Origin of the sequence: Pararhizobium capsulatum DSM 1112 (assembly GCF_030814475.1) — a bacterium.
GTDB classification, from domain to species: domain Bacteria; phylum Pseudomonadota; class Alphaproteobacteria; order Rhizobiales; family Rhizobiaceae; genus Pararhizobium; species Pararhizobium capsulatum.
Genome location: NZ_JAUSVF010000001.1, coordinates 1152559 through 1168856 on the forward strand (window position 1 = coordinate 1152559; position 16298 = coordinate 1168856).

General features: G+C 57.3%; 19 protein-coding genes and 2 pseudogenes. 12 read left to right on the forward strand and 9 right to left on the reverse strand.

Translation table 11 applies throughout. The annotated features are described in order from the left end of the window. Positions 1–77: 77 nt before the first annotated feature. A complete protein-coding gene (locus tag QO002_RS05445) occupies positions 78–584 on the reverse strand; it encodes a hypothetical protein (protein WP_307227457.1) in 507 nt (168 codons plus the stop codon). A 700-nt stretch (positions 585–1284) separates the two neighbouring features. Here QO002_RS05445 and QO002_RS05450 point away from each other — a divergent pair. Then, positions 1285–1755, forward strand: a complete 471-nt coding sequence (locus QO002_RS05450) for a single-stranded DNA-binding protein (RefSeq protein ID WP_307227459.1) — start codon at positions 1285–1287, stop codon at positions 1753–1755. A gap of 290 nt (positions 1756–2045) precedes the next feature. Here the strand turns inward: QO002_RS05450 and QO002_RS05455 are convergent, their stop codons facing one another. From QO002_RS05455 to QO002_RS05465, 3 genes are read right to left on the reverse strand one after another with little or no spacing between them, the layout of a single operon-like run. Next, on the reverse strand, positions 2046–2690 hold the full coding sequence (locus QO002_RS05455) for a GIY-YIG nuclease family protein (protein WP_307227461.1): 645 nt from the start codon (positions 2688–2690) through the stop codon (positions 2046–2048). Beyond that, positions 2680–3324, reverse strand: coding sequence for a hypothetical protein (locus QO002_RS05460; RefSeq protein ID WP_307227463.1), 645 nt, complete (start codon positions 3322–3324; stop codon positions 2680–2682). Before QO002_RS05460 ends, QO002_RS05455 begins: the two co-directional genes overlap by 11 nt. Next, a complete protein-coding gene (locus QO002_RS05465) occupies positions 3321–4163 on the reverse strand; it encodes a hypothetical protein (RefSeq protein WP_307227464.1) in 843 nt (280 codons plus the stop codon). The genes QO002_RS05460 and QO002_RS05465 overlap by 4 nt, the downstream gene beginning before the upstream one ends. Before the next feature lie 266 nt (positions 4164–4429). On the opposite strand from QO002_RS05465, the gene QO002_RS05470 reads away from it, so the two are divergent. The 5 genes from QO002_RS05470 (at position 4430) to QO002_RS05490 (ending at position 7866) form a co-directional block, all read left to right on the forward strand. Beyond that, positions 4430–4855 carry a very short patch repair endonuclease gene (locus QO002_RS05470; RefSeq protein ID WP_307233179.1) on the forward strand — a complete coding sequence of 142 codons (426 nt, stop codon included), beginning with the start codon at positions 4430–4432 and terminating at the stop codon, positions 4853–4855. A 62-nt stretch (positions 4856–4917) separates the two neighbouring features. Next, entirely contained in the window at positions 4918–5973 is a 1056-nt protein-coding gene (locus QO002_RS05475; RefSeq protein ID WP_307227466.1) for a DNA cytosine methyltransferase, read from the forward strand. Positions 5974–6016: 43 nt separating this feature from the next. Beyond that, the gene (locus QO002_RS05480; protein ID WP_307227468.1) at positions 6017–6889 is read left to right on the forward strand and encodes a NaeI family type II restriction endonuclease; all 873 of its coding nucleotides are present in this window, start codon (positions 6017–6019) and stop codon (positions 6887–6889) included. 365 nt (positions 6890–7254) lie between these two features. Beyond that, complete coding sequence (locus QO002_RS05485; protein WP_307227470.1) at positions 7255–7563, forward strand: hypothetical protein; 309 nt, start codon at positions 7255–7257, stop codon at positions 7561–7563. 144 nt (positions 7564–7707) lie between these two features. After that, on the forward strand, positions 7708–7866 hold the full coding sequence (locus tag QO002_RS05490; RefSeq protein WP_307227472.1) for a hypothetical protein: 159 nt from the start codon (positions 7708–7710) through the stop codon (positions 7864–7866). Positions 7867–7896: 30 nt separating this feature from the next. On the opposite strand, the gene QO002_RS05495 is transcribed toward QO002_RS05490, so the two are convergent. Beyond that, a complete protein-coding gene (locus QO002_RS05495) occupies positions 7897–8469 on the reverse strand; it encodes a hypothetical protein (RefSeq protein WP_307227473.1) in 573 nt (190 codons plus the stop codon). A 641-nt stretch (positions 8470–9110) separates the two neighbouring features. Here QO002_RS05495 and repC point away from each other — a divergent pair. Both repC and QO002_RS05505 read left to right on the forward strand, forming a co-directional pair. Continuing rightward, positions 9111–9467: pseudogene (repC, locus tag QO002_RS05500) on the forward strand (replication initiation protein RepC); the annotation flags it as partial. A 69-nt stretch (positions 9468–9536) separates the two neighbouring features. Next, complete coding sequence (locus QO002_RS05505; protein ID WP_307227476.1) at positions 9537–10325, forward strand: NYN domain-containing protein; 789 nt, start codon at positions 9537–9539, stop codon at positions 10323–10325. Between the two features lie 589 nt (positions 10326–10914). Here QO002_RS05505 and QO002_RS05510 read toward each other — a convergent pair. From QO002_RS05510 to QO002_RS05520, 3 genes are all read right to left on the reverse strand, one after another. After that, positions 10915–11277, reverse strand: coding sequence for a DUF4238 domain-containing protein (locus QO002_RS05510; RefSeq protein ID WP_307227478.1), 363 nt, complete (start codon positions 11275–11277; stop codon positions 10915–10917). Between the two features lie 137 nt (positions 11278–11414). Further along, complete coding sequence (locus tag QO002_RS05515; RefSeq protein WP_307227481.1) at positions 11415–11840, reverse strand: DUF4238 domain-containing protein; 426 nt, start codon at positions 11838–11840, stop codon at positions 11415–11417. Between the two features lie 96 nt (positions 11841–11936). After that, positions 11937–12020, reverse strand: a complete 84-nt coding sequence (locus tag QO002_RS05520; RefSeq protein ID WP_307233181.1) for a hypothetical protein — start codon at positions 12018–12020, stop codon at positions 11937–11939. Between the two features lie 407 nt (positions 12021–12427). Here QO002_RS05520 and QO002_RS05525 point away from each other — a divergent pair, with 407 nt between their 5' ends. Then, positions 12428–12862: a response regulator gene (locus QO002_RS05525; protein ID WP_307227483.1), complete on the forward strand. Its 435-nt coding sequence runs from the start codon at positions 12428–12430 to the stop codon at positions 12860–12862. Positions 12863–12938: 76 nt separating this feature from the next. Here the strand turns inward: QO002_RS05525 and QO002_RS05530 are convergent. Further along, positions 12939–13124 (reverse strand): annotated as a pseudogene (locus QO002_RS05530) (transposase); the annotation flags it as partial. Between the two features lie 351 nt (positions 13125–13475). Between QO002_RS05530 and QO002_RS05535 the strand changes: the two are divergent. The 3 genes from QO002_RS05535 (at position 13476) to QO002_RS05545 (ending at position 16067) form a co-directional block, all read left to right on the forward strand. Next, positions 13476–13772 carry a hypothetical protein gene (locus QO002_RS05535; RefSeq protein ID WP_307227485.1) on the forward strand — a complete coding sequence of 99 codons (297 nt, stop codon included), beginning with the start codon at positions 13476–13478 and terminating at the stop codon, positions 13770–13772. A gap of 171 nt (positions 13773–13943) precedes the next feature. Beyond that, on the forward strand, positions 13944–14132 hold the full coding sequence (locus tag QO002_RS05540; RefSeq protein ID WP_307227487.1) for a hypothetical protein: 189 nt from the start codon (positions 13944–13946) through the stop codon (positions 14130–14132). Between the two features lie 621 nt (positions 14133–14753). Next, positions 14754–16067: a COG3904 family protein gene (locus QO002_RS05545; RefSeq protein WP_307227489.1), complete on the forward strand. Its 1314-nt coding sequence runs from the start codon at positions 14754–14756 to the stop codon at positions 16065–16067. Positions 16068–16298: the final 231 nt, after the last annotated feature.

Here is a 16298-nt window from a genome sequence, read left to right on the forward strand (position 1 = left end):
GTGTTGGGCACCTCCGTAAGGCGGCGGAGGGCGTTCCTCTCAACGCAGAATGTCATAGACACCCACCTACCATGCCTTCATTTCGGTGGTTTTCCGTTCGTCTTAAACCGGGCGTGGTACGCCATTCCACCAGTCTTAGCTTTGCAATCGATCGTCATTTTTCCCTTGAACGGATTTCCATAACGGCATCTCCCAACAGCGGAAATTTTTGAGGATTTGGTTCCACCACCAACATTTAGGATGATCGAATCTATCCCAGTTTCATCCTCGTCTTCTGAGATGTTGGGAAGGTCGAGTCCGCTAAATGTAAGCGCTACTCCTCCATTCGTGACGAAGTGGAAGCCCACTCGGCCGTCATCGTAAGAGGTGCTTACCGCCTTCGAACTACAAATATTTGAAAAATCATGTTCCCCAATTTGGAGTTTTTGGCACCTCCCCTCAATAACGAACATTCCATTTTCTGCCATCGCGATCGCAGGAATAGTGAGAAGGATTGCAGCAGTCATAGTTCCAAGTCGTTTCATTCCAATTCTCTTTTCCCGTCCGCGCCAGGCATTCAATGCAACCTTCGCTGTCACACCCATAGCGCCATATTCGCGAAGTTGCCAAGCCCTCAGATTTACGTCGCCGTCGATATGCCCAATTCGCCAGCACCTACTTGCTGCTGGACAAAGCTCGCGCCCTCGCGCTCCATATGGGCTGCGTAAGCCATAAAATAGCTTTGGGTTCCTTCCTTGCAGAACAGTCTCCTTCGCGTCGCGTCGGGAACCCCGCCACGATCCATCGGAAGGAATGCATCTTGTCGGGATCGTTCTCCCACAGGGGCTTTTCGGTCTTCCCGGCGTCAAGTGAGTCCATTGCGGACTGTAGAGCGTTCCGCGCCCGCGCGTCGCGGGTTTGAACTGTGCCGCGCAACCATCCCCTGAGAGCGGCAAAGACGAATATCGCGGCAGGCCGAAACGTTACTCCAGTTATTGGTAAATTCGGCGACGAGAAGGGCAAGTTGTCACCGTGACGGATTGGGCCACGAGGCGTGGTTTCCGGTATGCTCCGTCCAACAGCGAAGACCAACCAGCCAAGTGACCACAAAACTTTCTAGGGATAGGATGGAACAGTCAGGTTTCTTGTAGACTTCTCCCGCACCCGAGGGGCAGGTGAAGTTTGCATATGTGGCCAGGGGAATGCTTCCCTTGCCGTTTTGGCTAATCGGGCGACATCACTGGATTTGTTCCAGCGACTCACGTCCAGGCGGAGTCGCCATTGCGCGGCAGTAAGGCAAGTGAAATGGTAGGAAGCGTCAACAAGGTGATTTTGATCGGAAACCTCGGGGCGGACCCGGAAATCCGGCATACGCAGGACGGCCGACCGATCGCCAACCTGAACATAGCGACGTCGGAAAGCTGGCGCGACCGCAATTCTGGCGAGCGCAAGGAAAAGACCGAATGGCACCGCGTAGTAATCTTCAACGAAGGTCTCTGCAAGGTCGCCGAGCAGTATCTGAAGAAGGGCGCGACGGTCTATGTCGAAGGACAGTTGCAAACCCGGAAATGGCAGGACAAGGACGGTCACGACCGTTACTCGACAGAAATCGTCCTGCAGGGCTTCAACTCGACGCTGACCATGCTGGGCGGTCGTGGTGACACGGGTTCGGGCATCGACGAATCCGACTACACCAACGATTCCAGAACGTCCTGGACCGGCGCAGGGGGGGCGAGCAGCGGAAGCTTCCAGATTGACGACGACATTCCATTTTAGCATCCAACAGTCTACGTTCTAGACAAGGACGCCGTCGCGGAGGGGTGTTATGTTATCTCGGCTGGCAGGTTTGGCTCAATCTATCGAATGCACTTCGGCGAAATGCGGCGTGCCACGCGAGAGGTCAAGGACCAGAGCAACGACACGCTCTGTATGGATCGGGAGCACGGAACGGCGGGCTGGCTCGACGAGGATATGGCATTCCACCTATTCGATGCAGTTGTTGAGCCAGCATCCTGCAAAGGGCTAGACTAATATCCATTTCGACCTCTATCGACTGCTCGCAAATCTCAGCCAACGCCGAGGATGTTCCACGGCGGTTGGATTTTGGCGATCAAGCCAGCCTCGAGGCCCGCGGCCGTGTTGACTGGTAATCCTCCCCAGCTTTGCGCATCGGGCAGGGCGATCAGCACCTTGACTCGTTTTCCGCTGGAGAGAGCTTCCATGATCAGCGCCTTGACTCTCGCGTTCGTTCTCTGTCGTTCATGGCCCCGCCGGTAGGCGTCGAGCCGAGCCCGGAGGCCACGCTGAGTCAGGCCCACATACTTCACAAAATCATCCACGACAAAGGCGTAAACACCCCCGTCAGTGGGCGCTCGAGCATCGAGGACGAAACCGTCGTCGCCAGGCTGCCACTCTCCCAGGAATAGGAATCCGCCCCGCAGGAGGACTTCCCACGATGTTGGTTCTATTGTCGGCAGGTTCTCCTCTTCCTCCAACGAGACCGTTACCGGCTCACGCTCCAACTGGACCTCGCGTGTCATGCCAGCGGTGATGCCTGCCTTTGTTAGGACGCTGCGCACATGCTGGTATCTGATCTTGAGGAGGCCGCTGATTTCAGTCCGGAGATACCCAGCTTTGGCAAGCGCTCGAATCTTGTCGGATTTGGTCTCAAGTCCTGCGACGACTTCTTCGAAGGACGGTCTATCGGCCATCGTTGCGTGCCCTGTCGGTTATGGAGGTCCATTCGTGGTTTTTGACCAGTGTGCTTTGGTACATCGAGATGCCACTGCAACCCTCGATCGATTTCAACGTCCGCTTGACGGACGCGACCAAAGACTCGGGCATCCAAGGGCTGAGAACAACGTCGGCTATGCAGCCATCCGGCAGAGGAAAGTCTTTGGCTTTGGTTCCTTCGGTGGCATGCTCGTAGAGCACTCTGTATTCCCGCTCCGAGCGACCCGGCCATCGCTTTAGGAACGGAAGTTCGTAGACCGTCGGCGGGTGGCCATTGAGATGCTTGATCTCTCTATAGTCGACTTCACCGTGCCTGACTCCAGGCACGCCCTCGAACGACGCTATCAAGAGGTCCTTTCGCAGGACGACGCAGACGCCATCGCCGGCGGGTGAGAACACGCGCCAGTGACCGTAGGTATCCGCGTCATTCGCAAGGCAGATGGCCACCAGGGTCTGAAGGTTCCTTTTGTCTTTATAGACCTCCATGAAATGGCGGTCGTTGCCGTCGTCCCATTTCTCTGGGCTCAGCAGCGTGATCTGTTTCGTTTGAAGCATGTGAATCGCTGCCCCGAGGTTCGTGTATCTGCGATAGGTCTTTCCGCTACTGGTCATGCCCGCCCCCTAATCCTAAATTGGTCTATAAATCCTCTCGTGCTGGATTTGCCATAGCCCGAAATGGGCGACCAAACGGAGCACCGCAGCTGGACGATGTCGCGGTAAAGTCGAAGGAGATGCGGCACGAGCGCGCGAAATCGATGACCGGAGCAACTACACGCTTTACCTAGATTGGCAGCATGGCACGGCCGGATGGCTCGACGATCCAGGTTTTCCTCTTTCGCCCGAATCCAAAGCTTGGGATTGCGGGTGCCCGACTCGACTACTACAGGCGTAGTTTCAACGTACTCGAACTTGTCCGGAGATATTGCTCGACCGAGAAAGTAGTTCACAATAAAGGTTCGAGCCTCCTTGACCGTGATAGGGTTACCCCTCTTATTCATATCAGCAAAGTCGCGTCCCTTTTCGAGTACGCCACACTTCTGGCACCACTCACGGAGGTCCGTCCCCTCAATCGTGGCAAACATGCGATCAAGGAGGTCGGTCGGAACCGAGATGTTGGTGTTTGAGATTACCTGAACATCAAGGCGTTGTTCTTTGTTCAGGTTGAAGTAAACCTTCAAGCCGTTAAAAACATTTACGCCAGCCGAAACACCACCAGCAATCGCTTCAAACCGGTGTTGGCCACCGATGACCTCCAAGCTCCGCGTTTTCCCGGGCGAATACTCACAAACGATGTTGCTAAACTTGCGACCGAGAAGGGCATCCTGTTGCATCCGTTCAAAGGCGGCATGGCTATATACACCGTCACGATTGGTACGATATTCGGGAGCCTCGTCTGGGTCCAAGGGGACATCGGTCGTTCCCTTCGTGATAATCTGGTCCGCCTTGAACATGGCACTCGGTAAACGCCGCGCCTGTAAGGTCGTCTTTCAAGAGAATCATAGCGGCGCGCTCAAGGGGGTTGAATCCCGCGCAGAATGCTTCTGCGGCCTCTTCAAGTTCCGTAGTATCCAGGTTCTCTTCGAACCCGGAAAAAAGAACGTTATCTATACTGCTCATGCAGACATCCAACCCAAGATAGAATTCTGTTCATGCTGGATAGCGCAAAAACAGGGAACAACAAAGCAGGTTTCGCGGAGAACATTGATTGGGCGCACAAGTGAAACTCCTCTCTGCTGAACGGCGTAGCGCGAACATGGCGCGCATCCGTTCCACGAACACCAAACCCGAAATGATCGTTCGAAGACTGGTGCATTCACTGGGATATCGATATCGGCTGCACCGAAAGGACCTTCCGGGCAAGCCCGATATCGCCTTCGGTCCTCGGCGGAAGATCATCGAAGTCAGGGGATGCTATTGGCACGCCCACGTTCGCTACGACCCAGCATGCTGGGAAGCCCGTTCGGAGTCAAAATCGAACCGGGCATACTGGGGGCCGAAAATGGACCGCAACGTCGAGCGAGACCGGAAGAACCTAGCCCTGCTCGAGGCGGCCGGTTGGCGGGTCCTCGTCATCTGGGAATGCCAGCTCCGGGATATGGAAGCGGTCCGCATCCAAATAGGCGACTTCCTCGGCGAAAAGTAATCCTGTGGGTTCTTGCTCCGTTCACCCGGTTAAGTTTGGCGAAACCTTGTACGGATAGCTTGATGGATGAACCGTTGCGCCGAGTCGGTAGGCGTGCTATGGCGGGTACGTTCTTCTTTTGTTCCTGTATGTTCATGTATGGAGGCCCCCCAATGTCCCTTACCTCGCTCGAAATGTGCGCCGGGGCCGGTGGACAAGCGCGCGGCCTGGAGCTGGCAGGTTTCGACCACTCCGGCGTCGTCGAGATTGACCGCGATTGTTGTGAGACGCTTCGCCTGAATCGCAAGCAGTGGACCGTTCACGAAGAAGACCTGTCGTTATTTGACGGCACAGGATACAAGGGAATCGACCTTCTTGCGGGCGGCCTGCCATGCCCTCCGTTCTCCGTCGCCGGCAAGCAACTCGGTGACAAGGATGAACGCAACTTGTTTCCTGCCGCGATCCGTCTCGTCGACGAGACGCGCCCCAAAGCCGTGATGATCGAAAATGTTCGTGGTTTCCTCAGTGCCGTCTTCGAGGACTACCGTGGTTTCATCAAGGGCGAATTGAAGAAGCTCGGTTATGACGCCCACTGGCGTCTATTCAACGCTTCGGACTACGGCGTGCCGCAGCTTCGGCCGCGCGTTCTGATCGTGGCGCTGCGCGATGACATCAAGGACAATTTCGAGTGGCCGTCCCCGTCGCCGTTCGACGCGCCGACCGTCGGCGAGACGCTGGTTGACCTCATGGCCGCAAACGGCTGGAAGGGCGCGAAGGCTTGGGCTAAACGCGCCAATGACGTCGCGCCGACGCTGGTCGGCGGCTCGAAGAAGCACGGTGGTCCTGACCTCGGCCCGACACGCGCACGCACGGCATGGGCGACGCTCGGCGTTAACGGCAAGTCGATCGCCGAGGAAGCACCCGAACGCGACTTCGTCGGCATGCCCCGGCTGACGGTTCGGATGGCCGCACGCATTCAGGGCTTCGACGACCAGTGGCAGTTCACCGGGAAGAAAACCGCCGCCTACCGCCAGGTCGGCAACGCGTTTCCGCCTCCTGTTGCCAAGGCCGTGGCCTCAAAAATCCGGGAAGCCATTGAGACACGCGCGAGTCGTCCCGTTTCGGCACTCGCAGGTTGATATCTTAACGATCCGCTAACCATGTCCGGCGATCATCGCCGGCATGTCGCAGGTTCCACTCGATTCGTTACATCAGGATTATTTGCTCGTCTCCAGACTGGTAGCCGCGCTCCTTCGGCATGCCGGCGGCTTCGACAAATTCGCGGTGGAAGTCCCCGTTCTGCTGCGTCAGGCCTTCGACGAAGTCATCGACGCTCCGAGAACGAGCCGTTTCACACTCGGCGAAACCGAGAAGACCGAAAAGACCTACGTCGGCACCAAAGTCGAAATCCTGATCAGGAACTACCTCGGTGTCCCAAAAGGCGCGACCCTAGACATGCTGGTCGACGGCACCGAGATCGACATCAAAAACACAACCGGACGCGACTGGATGCTTCCGAGAGAGGTAATCGGTAGGCCGGCACTCCTCGTTAGGTCATCGGAGAAAACCGCGCTATGCGACGTTGGTGTCGTGATCTGTCGGCCTGAGTATTTGCGCCTGAGTACAAACCAGGATGGCAAGGGCCAGCTTTTGGCGGCGCAGCACGTGAACATCTGGTGGATACTCCGTCAGCATCCGTATCCGCCGAATTTCTGGGAAGTCTTATCAGTCGTGGATCGCAACGAGATCATGTCCGCAAGAGGCGGTACCAACCGCATTGCGGCATTGTTCGAAAAGGTCCAAGGGAAACCGATCTCGCGACAGCAGGTCAGCGCCCTGGCTCAGCAGCACGACTACATGAAACGCATCCGACGGAATGGCGGAGCGAGAGACATCCTCGCGCCGAAGGGCATTGCCTTGCTTTGGGGGCAACGCGACCGGGCTTTGATCGACCAACTTGGCCTCGGCCTTGTCACAGCCGATGAGTTTGTATCATTCACGCCAAAGACGGCGGCAGACATTGCTCTCCTTCGCGATGCCCGGCACATCGATTGACAGGCACGGAGGCACGCTACGAGATGGCATGCCAGACTGCGGCAGCCAGCAATGTGGCAACCATGGTTGCCAATCCTAACTCCATATAGGTCTGCCGATACAGTCGCTTCGACTCCCGGTACTCCCGCATGCGCTGCTCATTAGTCGCCCCGACGAGTTCCTTGTCGCGCTTTCATAACCGGGGGTGGGTGATGGAGATCAATCCACCATTCGACAATCCGGGGACGCTTGAATTTCACGGTGTGCTTCCTACGCTTCGATTTCTTTGCCCGTTAACGGATCGATCGCCAAAAGCAAAGAGGTCGACTTGCCGGAGCCCGGCGTGCCCGGCATAGATGACGACGAATATGCAACGGAGGCGCGACATGGCGAACATCGGAAACCCGGCATACAGCGCGGCCATGGGAAATGCCGGCGGGATGATGGTCCTCGCCGCCGCGGGTGTCGGCCTTGCCTCTGCCATCGGGGACGGACTTGCCGCTGCACGGGAGGCTCGCTATCAGGCCCGCTATGACGACGCTTTGACGACCGCGATCAACCATGCTGGCGAGATGGAAGCCATGGCGCGCGCCGCTATGGAAATGCTCGCCGAACTCGAAGCCGAGAACCAGTCGCTCCGCGCCGCATGCCAGCAGCGCCAAGCTTACATTGACCGCATGAAGGGGCGTGCGTAATGCCTGAGCTGAGCGAGGAGCAGTGGCAACGCATCCGCCGACATTTTGGCGATCTGGTCTACGAACATCCAGAACTGCATACGGTAATGCTCGAGTTGCTCGACGCAAAAGACCTCGATACGGCGCTGGATAAAGCCAAAGGAGATGCGCGCCAATTTCGCCAAGGGTCTCGCCGTCCGCCTCGGCTTGTCCGAACGGGATCACGACGAAAGCGTTGCGGTCGAGGAGACGATCGCAAAGGCCAAGGCTATCCTCGACCGCGCTCCAGACGTCCCGCCTGATCCAGGCGATGAACTGAAATGAAAGAAGCCCGCCGAGATGGCGAGCTTCTGGTTATCGGGGCATCTGAAACTGAAGTCCGGCCTTTTCGGCTCTCGCTCGCACTCGCCAGAGCATCCGCTCCTGAACGGTCTTTGGCTCCGTCCGTTCTGGGACTACCGCCTTGATAGGTTGCCCGGGTGTGAACGCTCGGACTCCGAAGACTCCGTGCGGCTTTCCGTCCACGAACTTGCGGATCGCGGAGAGACCAGCTCGACCGAGCGCGTCGAGTTCAAGGTCGCTCATGTCGAGCAACGCTGTCCTTAGGTCCTCTTTTACCGGACCGAGGTCGAACGTCGCGCGACCGGCCGGAGTGGTTCGCGTATAGCTAAGAACGGTATCAACGCCGTCGCGGTCAAGCGTATGTACGGCAGCACGGCGCGCTCGCGCCTCGTCGAATTCCTCGAGTAGCTGCGTCGAACTGACGTCCGGCTTGTATCCCGGGGTTGGCATCGCTCGACCACCGTTTCCAACGATCACCGAAAAAGGCCAGCGCAACAATTGCTCACACCAATTCACGACGCCCAATGTATTCTTCCAAAGCCCGCTCAAAGCCGACATCAAAGCTCTACCGATTGCTCTCAGCATGGATTTTCCCCCCCTTAGTGTTTCATGGCAATCATCTTCGCGCACCTCGCAAGGAGCAAACATGGTCGCGCAAGGAATAGTCGAACCACTACCATCAAGGAGCGGTGAAAACGCATGGTGTCGCTCGTCATCTGCCTTTTAAATGACGCGTTCAACCGGCCTTAAAACGGAAAAAGCCGAGGGGAACCTAGATTGAATAAACGCATGGGTGTCGCACAATTGGAACATACGGCGGCACGCGATGTAAACATCCATACCGATCGGTGCCACTTCAGAGCAGGACGCATTGCCGCTCGGTAGGTGTCCCCCAGCCGTCCCGCGACATCCAGTGACGGAAAGGTGGAAAGCAACCCGCGCGGGATATTCCTGCTAAGATGGGACAATCGAGTACGTGAGCAGAAACGGATGTCGCAGTGTTTCCCCGGGCTGTGATCAACTCCTCAAGACGGGCAAAGCCGTTTCAGCCGATATCATGGCTGACGGCAAGGCATACACGTTTGGGCTGAAAGCAAGGGATGCCGCGGCATTGGCGATTTCATCGCTGACAACCTGGGCGACCGATAGCTGCGGAAAACGAAAACTCGAAATCCGCCGGCGACGTCGGGGGAGGGGAGAAGGTCACCAGAAGGCCGATAGGCGAGGGCGGCGCATCGAAATCGTTCCCCCTTGGAATGGACCTGCAGGCTTGCCCGGATATTTCCGACTACCGCCCAAGTGGACAGATCACCAATTGGCGCGACTTGATGGCCGCCGCTGTTGTAGTGCGATCCATGCTGGGTGTCAGCCCGTCAGCCTAAGAGCCGGGCTGCGCGGCGATGGGACCCGAAAATGTCGCAACCGTGATTGCCTGCATCCTCGAGCGAGGCGGTCACATCAAGTCGGCGGGCGGCTAGCTTCGCGACCTGACAAGGCGAACCGCGGCCGGGGAATTGGCGATCGGACCGATGCTGATGTCACTGCTTCACGCAAACAGTCCCATTGGACGGAAGGTCGGTTGATGAGAGACCATCGGCGAGGTGGCCAACGGATTACTATTGTGTAATCTGTTGCCATCTTAGGGAGTGATCATGGCAACAAACAACTCGGGAACGCTCGCCCTTCTTATCGATGGCGATAATGCTTCGCCAAAGATAATTGTCGGTCTGATGGCGGAAATTGCCGACTATGGGACGGCCAGCGTTAAACGCATTTACGGCGACTGGACAGGTCCCAACTTGAAGGGCTGGAAGGAATGCCTGCTCGAGCATTCGATTCAGCCAATCCAACAGTTCGCCTATACAAGCGGAAAGAATGCGACCGATGGTGCAATGATCATCGACGCTATGGACCTGCTCTACACGGGACGCTTTTCGGGTTTCTGCATTGTCTCCAGCGATAGTGATTTTGCACGTCTCGCCGCCCGCATCCGTGAACAGGCGGTCACCGTCTACGGGTTCGGTGAACGCAAGACACCTCGGCCATTCATTACCGCTTGCGACAAATTCGTATATTTCGACGTGCTGAGTGGACAGGCCGAAGAAGTTGATGAAGCCGTGGCTCCGGTTCCTCAGAAGCCCGCTGAGGCGAAACCTGCAGCCGCAACAGTTCCACCCAAGAAAGTGGGTTTGAACAAGGCAGCTCGGAACATGCTGATTAAGGCGGTTATAGCAACCGCCGACGAAGACGGGCGAGCCAACCTAGCGCGGGTGGGCGACCATTTGGCAAAGCAAGCTCCCGACTTCGACGCACGTAACTACGGTTTCCCCAGGTTAAGTGACCTCGTCAAAGCGTCCGGTCTCGTCACTGTCGAACGCGCAGCAGACAATCATAAAATAATCATGGTTCGCCTAAAGGAAGCCCCCAAAGCGAGCGAATGATAGGGCTGTCCTCGTCGCCATTTGCGCTAACTGTTTCGCGTTCGAAAGGGTCGATCCGAAGCAAACGCGAGGATCGGCGGCGCAGCTGGCGGCTACCTCCGCTATTTGAAACGACCCATTTCGCGCTAAAATCCTGTCTTACGAAGGCAGGGCTAAGCCAAAAGGAGGGCTCCCCTGATTGTCTTAGAGCGTGCGCAGACGACGGAACTAGGTCCGCCAGCTTTTCAATGGTCCTCTGGCATCAGCGGTCGGACACGTCCACAATCCGAGCCCTGTGGCCGAACGCGAGCCGACAAGATGGGAGCGGGTAGACCGTTCACTCGGTAAGGCGAAAGCACAGTTTCTTGCCACGTGTGCCATCGACGAATCCCGGCTTACTATTTGTCTCAACCTAAGACTGACACGTAATTTCGCCAATACACTCCTGGGTAAGGCGTCTCCTTTTCCCGCTTTATCTACAGCGCAGTTCTGCGAAGACTTCGGAAATGCTGGGCTCTTGAGGTTTTTGTTGAAGCTAAGCGCCTCTCGGTTCCCATCGCTCCTATGCTCGTTTGACGGCCTGGGTGCCGATAACATTCCTTATTGGAAGCTAGGAAACGGCCTCTTCAGCAGTGCGCCGACGATGGATAATCTGCTCCATCAGGCGCGGTTGAGGCTCGTTGCCGAACCGATTTTCGATAAAGCGGGCTTGGCTTTCGTCGGCCGCGAAGACGAAGCGCACCGCGCCCTCGACCACCTGTCGATTGCATTCCTTGACGAGGCCCGTTTGATCGGCCCGCAGGAGATCGCGCAGAAAGCGCGTGTCGTGCGAGGCGATAAAAAGCAGCCGTGGACCAATCGGCAAGGCGATGTGGCCGCGCTCGCTTATAAGTCCGTTGGTGCGGATAACAGGACGATCCGACGTGAGAAGCAACGGAGCGGAGGCGGCCGTTTCCAGAATCCGCCATTCCATTTGGTTTATGTTCGTCCCTACGCTGTCATGCTCAAGGAGCGTGTTCAACGTCTTGAACATATACGACTCTTTGACTGCGATCGATTGCCCGACGAGATATTCCGAGAACGTCGCGGGATCGCCAGGCTTTCGCGATTTCAGATAGTCGCTTTCGGCCTTGGCGCTGTGCGCCCGAAATCATCATGCCACCAGTCCCGAAACGTTTCTATGTACTCTGGACATCGCAGCAGGAGCGACAGCACGAACCGCGTCCATGCCGTGCGGCTCTTTGCCGTCCAAGGCGCGTTGTGGCCGTGCCGATAGAGCATTTCGAGGGCATCCGCTGCCATCGTGTCCACAGGCTTGAAATAGTGTTCCTCGAACTGTTGAGCATGGGCCGGATTATGCCCCCTCATTTCGTACAGGCGTTCTTGAAAGCCTGTAGCTTCGGGCGCTTTCCCCTTGGAAACGACCCTGCCGCCGTAGACCTTGGCAAACTCCGTTACCTTGCCCGAGACGGCCCAACGGCTCAGGTAGAACGCTGGTATGTAATGATGCTTGATCGGCGGATTGTCTGATTTCATGGCACCGATATAGCAGAACGGAAATGCCTAAAACTAGATCACCGAAAATCCTAGATATCGGGGCCGTCATCGTCGCCAGAGACGGAAAGGCCCCCCTCAATGCGCCGCCTCTATAAAAGCCGCCCGAGCGTCTTCGGCCGTGTCGTCTTCGCTACCGCGTAAGACGGCCTCGCAGACCATCAGGGCGGTAAGATAAGCCTCGCCGCCATGTTAATTTTCCACCCCCCGCGACAAGCCCGCGACGGTAGCTGTCTCGGTCCGTGCACACGGCACGGTTTGGATCGCGTCGATTATAATCTCAAGGATTGTGTGAGCATCGCGGCTTTGGGACCGAGCGGGAGGCGAGGGCGTATGCAGCGGACCGCGCAAGATTTTTGCGGTCATAGTCATGGGTTCCTAAACGATTGAAGGATACGGGCCGGCGGAAAACCGGCCGCTATGAGCCGCGATGACGCCGGCAACGTTTAAGGCCCGACGCGACTGGTGGCATTTTATTAATATTGTTGGCAAAGACTTTGGTCGTGGGCGGAGCACGCGGAGATTTCGTGCGTTCCGTATGTCCACAACCCCGGAGTCGGATCATATTTTTGTATGAGCATACGGTTCTGGTCGTCGAGGACGACCCGCTTATTCGTCTCACGCTGTCCGAGTGCTTGCAGGATGAAGGATATGCAGTCGTCGAGGCAGGTAACGTTCTGGAAGCTATCGCGGTCCTTGGCAAGCACGACAGGATCGACGCCATGGTGACAGATATCGACATGCCCGGGAGCCTAAATGGTCTCGACCTTGCCCGCCTCGTAAGGGGGTGCGACAGCAAAACTGTCATCATCGTCGCCTCGGGCGGCCAGGTCGTTGGCCCTGACGAACTTCCTGATGGCGGTTGCTTCCTGGCCAAGCCATACCGGATGGCCGACCTGTTCTCGATTCTCCTCCACGGGATTTCGAGGCCCCCACGTGGCCACCTAGAAGACACCTGCACGGAAAACCTAAAGCCCGCGCCGCTGGCACGTCGGAGCACTTAGCGGGTATCCGATATCGCCCACCCGATGTGCAAGCTAGGGGGACGATGTCGACGCTATCCGACTTCAGGCCATTGCCCTGCAACCATTCCTCGTTGGTCTTCGAGCGGTAGGCGCTGTCAGCCCAGACCGTTGATGCCGTGTTGTCCTTGGTCACAACGTTTCTGAGCTGGGCTCGGTCATGAGCAGACGCACTCGTGACCGTCCATCCGCGGATGAAGCCGTGCGCCCGGTCGGTGCCCGCATGGTTCTTGTAGCCGAACATCGGAATCGCGATGTCGTGCTGTCGGGTCGCTGTTGATGTCGGCGTTTCTGTCGGTTGCTTCGCCTTGGAATACTTCACCGTCCAACGCGCGTCGCGATCCTTCTGCGCAAGCTTGGCGGGCTTGTCCTTCCAGGCTTCAGGGGTCTCGCCTGCCTTGATGGCTGCCTTCTAATCCTGGCTGTTGTGCTGCTTTGGTGCCTGGATGATCGTGGCATCGACGATCTCGACGCCGAGTTCCTAAGACATCCTCCGACTTTCCTTCTCTCTCGAAATGGAGCATAAGAATTCGACTGAAGGCGGTGTCTCCCACCGGTGTCCTGGACACCGCAACCGAGCAAAGGAAATACTGAATTGACTGGAAAGTTTTATGTTATCGCGCTGGCCGGTGCCCTCCTCGTACAGCCCGCATTGTCTGCCCCCATCACCGCCGATCATCGGGACTATGCTTGCCGCGAAGCCATGCAGACGACCCTCAAGCCCGCCGCGCCGAAGGCGCTCCGTGCGAATGTGCTGAAGGCTTGCAAGGCAGCGTTGGCTGACTTCCGCAATGCTCCGGAGGCGGCATGTGACCGGCAAACAATGAAGTTCCCCGCAAGCCAACGGCTGGCTATCGCCTACACCTGCATGACGGCGATGCAGTTTCGCTGACCAACAAGACAATCAAGATGACCGACGCCGCCATCCGTGCGTTGCCCCCGGCTGCGGAAGGGCAGCGCTGCTCATTCCGCGACACCATTGTGCTCGGGTTGTTGGTGCGTGTCACGGCAAATGGTGCCAAGTCCTTCCTGCTCTCTGGGGCGATGCCAAGGAGCCGTGGTTTTGCCCCGACCCAACGCGATGCCGCCGAGGCCAACTGGGCTATCCAAGGATCAACAGGTTCAAGCCGTCCGCGCCGCAAGCGTCCCCGCCGATATCCGCGACGAAAGCCTGATCGAAAGGGATAGCCCACCGACCACGACGGCGCTTGCCGATATGGGCCGCAAGCCTCAGCTCGCCCGCCTTGCTTGAACTTTCGCCGCACCCCCCGAGATGGGCTCAGGCTCAAGCATTCCTCAAGCGGGGCTGAGCCGGGCTTGCATGATCGGAGCAATGACGAATACGGACGTCGAGATAACGGGTGTCGCGCCGGAACCGTTCGAACGTGTCACGTCTCACCACGGCGACCCGGGCTCCGGAACCCTCGATATCGGACCCTCGACCGATTAAGAGAATGGCTTCCGGGTAACGAGTTGGGGCTGTTTGTCAATCGGCCCGGAGCTTCGACAAAGCGATCCATAGTGACGTACAACTCTGGAAAAGGTGAGCCTGCACACTCCTGGTGGTAGCGTGTTCCCGGCGCTTCTAATCGCCCGCGCGATCAAGGCCGCGGGCCTCAGTACGGCGGTACCAACGCGGGACGAGTACCACTCGGCGTGTTAAATAATCTCCCTGGCGGGCCAACCGCGGATTGCGGACGTAAAGCTGGGCGTTCACCAGGTGTCAGGTGTCAACGATCCTTCTCTGACTCAATCAGCCAACGGGCCTCTAGATATTTGTCAGCGAGTAGAAAAATGACGTATGGCGTCACACACTTGCGCTGTCTGGAATCATTTTCCGTCCATCCCTCCGTTGGCTGTTTGCTGACCTCGTATGCCATTGCGGTTGGTACGAACTTCGATATTCTTCTTCGGTGTGAAGAACGATCGGGGAAGTGTGTTGCGTTTCTATCCTGCCTTTCTGGTTGTCCTTATGGGCATTGCGTCCATGTCATCTGCGAGGGCCGCCGTTTCCATTCAAAGACTGCCGATCGATGGCGGTGGTTCGGTGCTCGTCGTCAGGGGCGAATTCGAATTCACAGACGACCCGGCCGCGTTAGCCAACGAGGCAAAGGCGTCCGGTGCGCGCGTCGTCACGTTCGATAGCAACGGCGGAAACATCCACGCCGCTATGGCGTTCGGCCGAGCTATCCGATCCCTTGGACTGGAGACAATCCAAATTCGATCGGCGCAATGCGCATCTGCGTGTGCTCTCGCATTCGTGGGCGGTGTTACGCGGACAGCGGAGCCAGGCTCTATCGGCGTGCATCAATCTTCCTTTTCTGGTGATGCCCAGATTGACGGGCAATCGGCGGTCGCGGCCGTTCAGGCTATGACAGCGGACATTATGACCTATCTCGTCGAGATGGGCGTGGACCCAAAGCTCCTTCAGTTGAGCCTTTCGGTCGAGAGCTCGGATATGAGGTATCTGACGTCGAGCGAAATGACACAGTTCAGTGTCACTTCGTCTTCGTCGGTGGAGCACCAACAGACACCTGCAACTACCTCAGAAGTCATTCCCGCCGCCATCGAACCGAGCGGGGAGGCGGCGGTGATCGCACCGACAGCCCGAGACCAGGCGCTCGAGTTCGTGACCCGTTACCATGAGGCTTGGTCATGGCCGAACACCCGGGCTCTTGCCTTCATGAATAGTGCCTATGCTGACGCCGTTGTTTTTTATGGCAACGCCGTATCCCGGGCCGATGTTCTTCGAGAGAAAACAGTTTTCGCAGAAAGATGGCCTCAACGCGCCTACAGCGTAAAACATGGGACCGAGCAAGCGGTCTGCGGTTCGACATGCACGGTCAGCGCTATCGTGGAATGGTACACACATAGCCCACAGCGTGCGAAGACGTCTTCCGGAGCGGCCGAATTCACCCTGACGTGGAACCCCGCGACGGGAAAGATTGAATCCGAAACAGGCAAGGTGTTGCAGACGGACAAGAAGGCACGAGAACCGCTACGGATCATCTCGCAGTGGGAGAGACAGAACGGCGATTGCCGGGGAGGTCCTGGCAATTCTGCCGAGACCCTGCGGGCTTGTGATCGAAGGGATGCGGTCGGAGCTAAGCTTGACGCTGTGGGTTGGTGCTACGGCAGAGAAGGGGAGTACGGATATCAGATGGAATGGCACGTTTGCGGTCAATGATTCTGGGGCGCTGGCGATGCAATCCCGCCTAAGCTCAGCTCGAATTCCCACACTTCGCCCGCGTTTTCTCCCGAGAGGACACGTTATTTGCACGCTCTGAAATGGCTTCCTGTAAACACCCGAACGCTTGCAATTGCTCTTGCTCTCGCCGTCCTTGCTGCAGGGACCTTTTGCTATTCTTGGATATCCGGAACCTCCCTTCACGGGGTTTATCTCAAATCGAGCCTGTCG

Coding starts and splice junctions, on each gene's coding strand:
- QO002_RS05510 (WP_307227478.1), bottom strand. CDS start 11,277: ATGGAATGGCGGATTCTGGAAACGGCCGCCTCCGCTCCGTTGCTTCTC.
- QO002_RS05485 (WP_307227470.1), top strand. CDS start 7,255: ATGGCGAACATCGGAAACCCGGCATACAGCGCGGCCATGGGAAATGCC.
- QO002_RS05505 (WP_307227476.1), top strand. CDS start 9,537: ATGGCAACAAACAACTCGGGAACGCTCGCCCTTCTTATCGATGGCGAT.
- QO002_RS05450 (WP_307227459.1), top strand. CDS start 1,285: ATGGTAGGAAGCGTCAACAAGGTGATTTTGATCGGAAACCTCGGGGCG.
- QO002_RS05490 (WP_307227472.1), top strand. CDS start 7,708: ATGCGCGCCAATTTCGCCAAGGGTCTCGCCGTCCGCCTCGGCTTGTCC.
- QO002_RS05480 (WP_307227468.1), top strand. CDS start 6,017: ATGTCGCAGGTTCCACTCGATTCGTTACATCAGGATTATTTGCTCGTC.
- QO002_RS05495 (WP_307227473.1), bottom strand. CDS start 8,469: ATGCTGAGAGCAATCGGTAGAGCTTTGATGTCGGCTTTGAGCGGGCTT.
- QO002_RS05475 (WP_307227466.1), top strand. CDS start 4,918: ATGGATGAACCGTTGCGCCGAGTCGGTAGGCGTGCTATGGCGGGTACG.
- QO002_RS05520 (WP_307233181.1), bottom strand. CDS start 12,020: ATGGTCTGCGAGGCCGTCTTACGCGGTAGCGAAGACGACACGGCCGAA.
- QO002_RS05455 (WP_307227461.1), bottom strand. CDS start 2,690: ATGGCCGATAGACCGTCCTTCGAAGAAGTCGTCGCAGGACTTGAGACC.
- QO002_RS05445 (WP_307227457.1), bottom strand. CDS start 584: ATGGGTGTGACAGCGAAGGTTGCATTGAATGCCTGGCGCGGACGGGAA.
- QO002_RS05460 (WP_307227463.1), bottom strand. CDS start 3,324: ATGACCAGTAGCGGAAAGACCTATCGCAGATACACGAACCTCGGGGCA.
- QO002_RS05515 (WP_307227481.1), bottom strand. CDS start 11,840: ATGAAATCAGACAATCCGCCGATCAAGCATCATTACATACCAGCGTTC.
- QO002_RS05545 (WP_307227489.1), top strand. CDS start 14,754: ATGCCATTGCGGTTGGTACGAACTTCGATATTCTTCTTCGGTGTGAAG.
- QO002_RS05465 (WP_307227464.1), bottom strand. CDS start 4,163: ATGTTCAAGGCGGACCAGATTATCACGAAGGGAACGACCGATGTCCCC.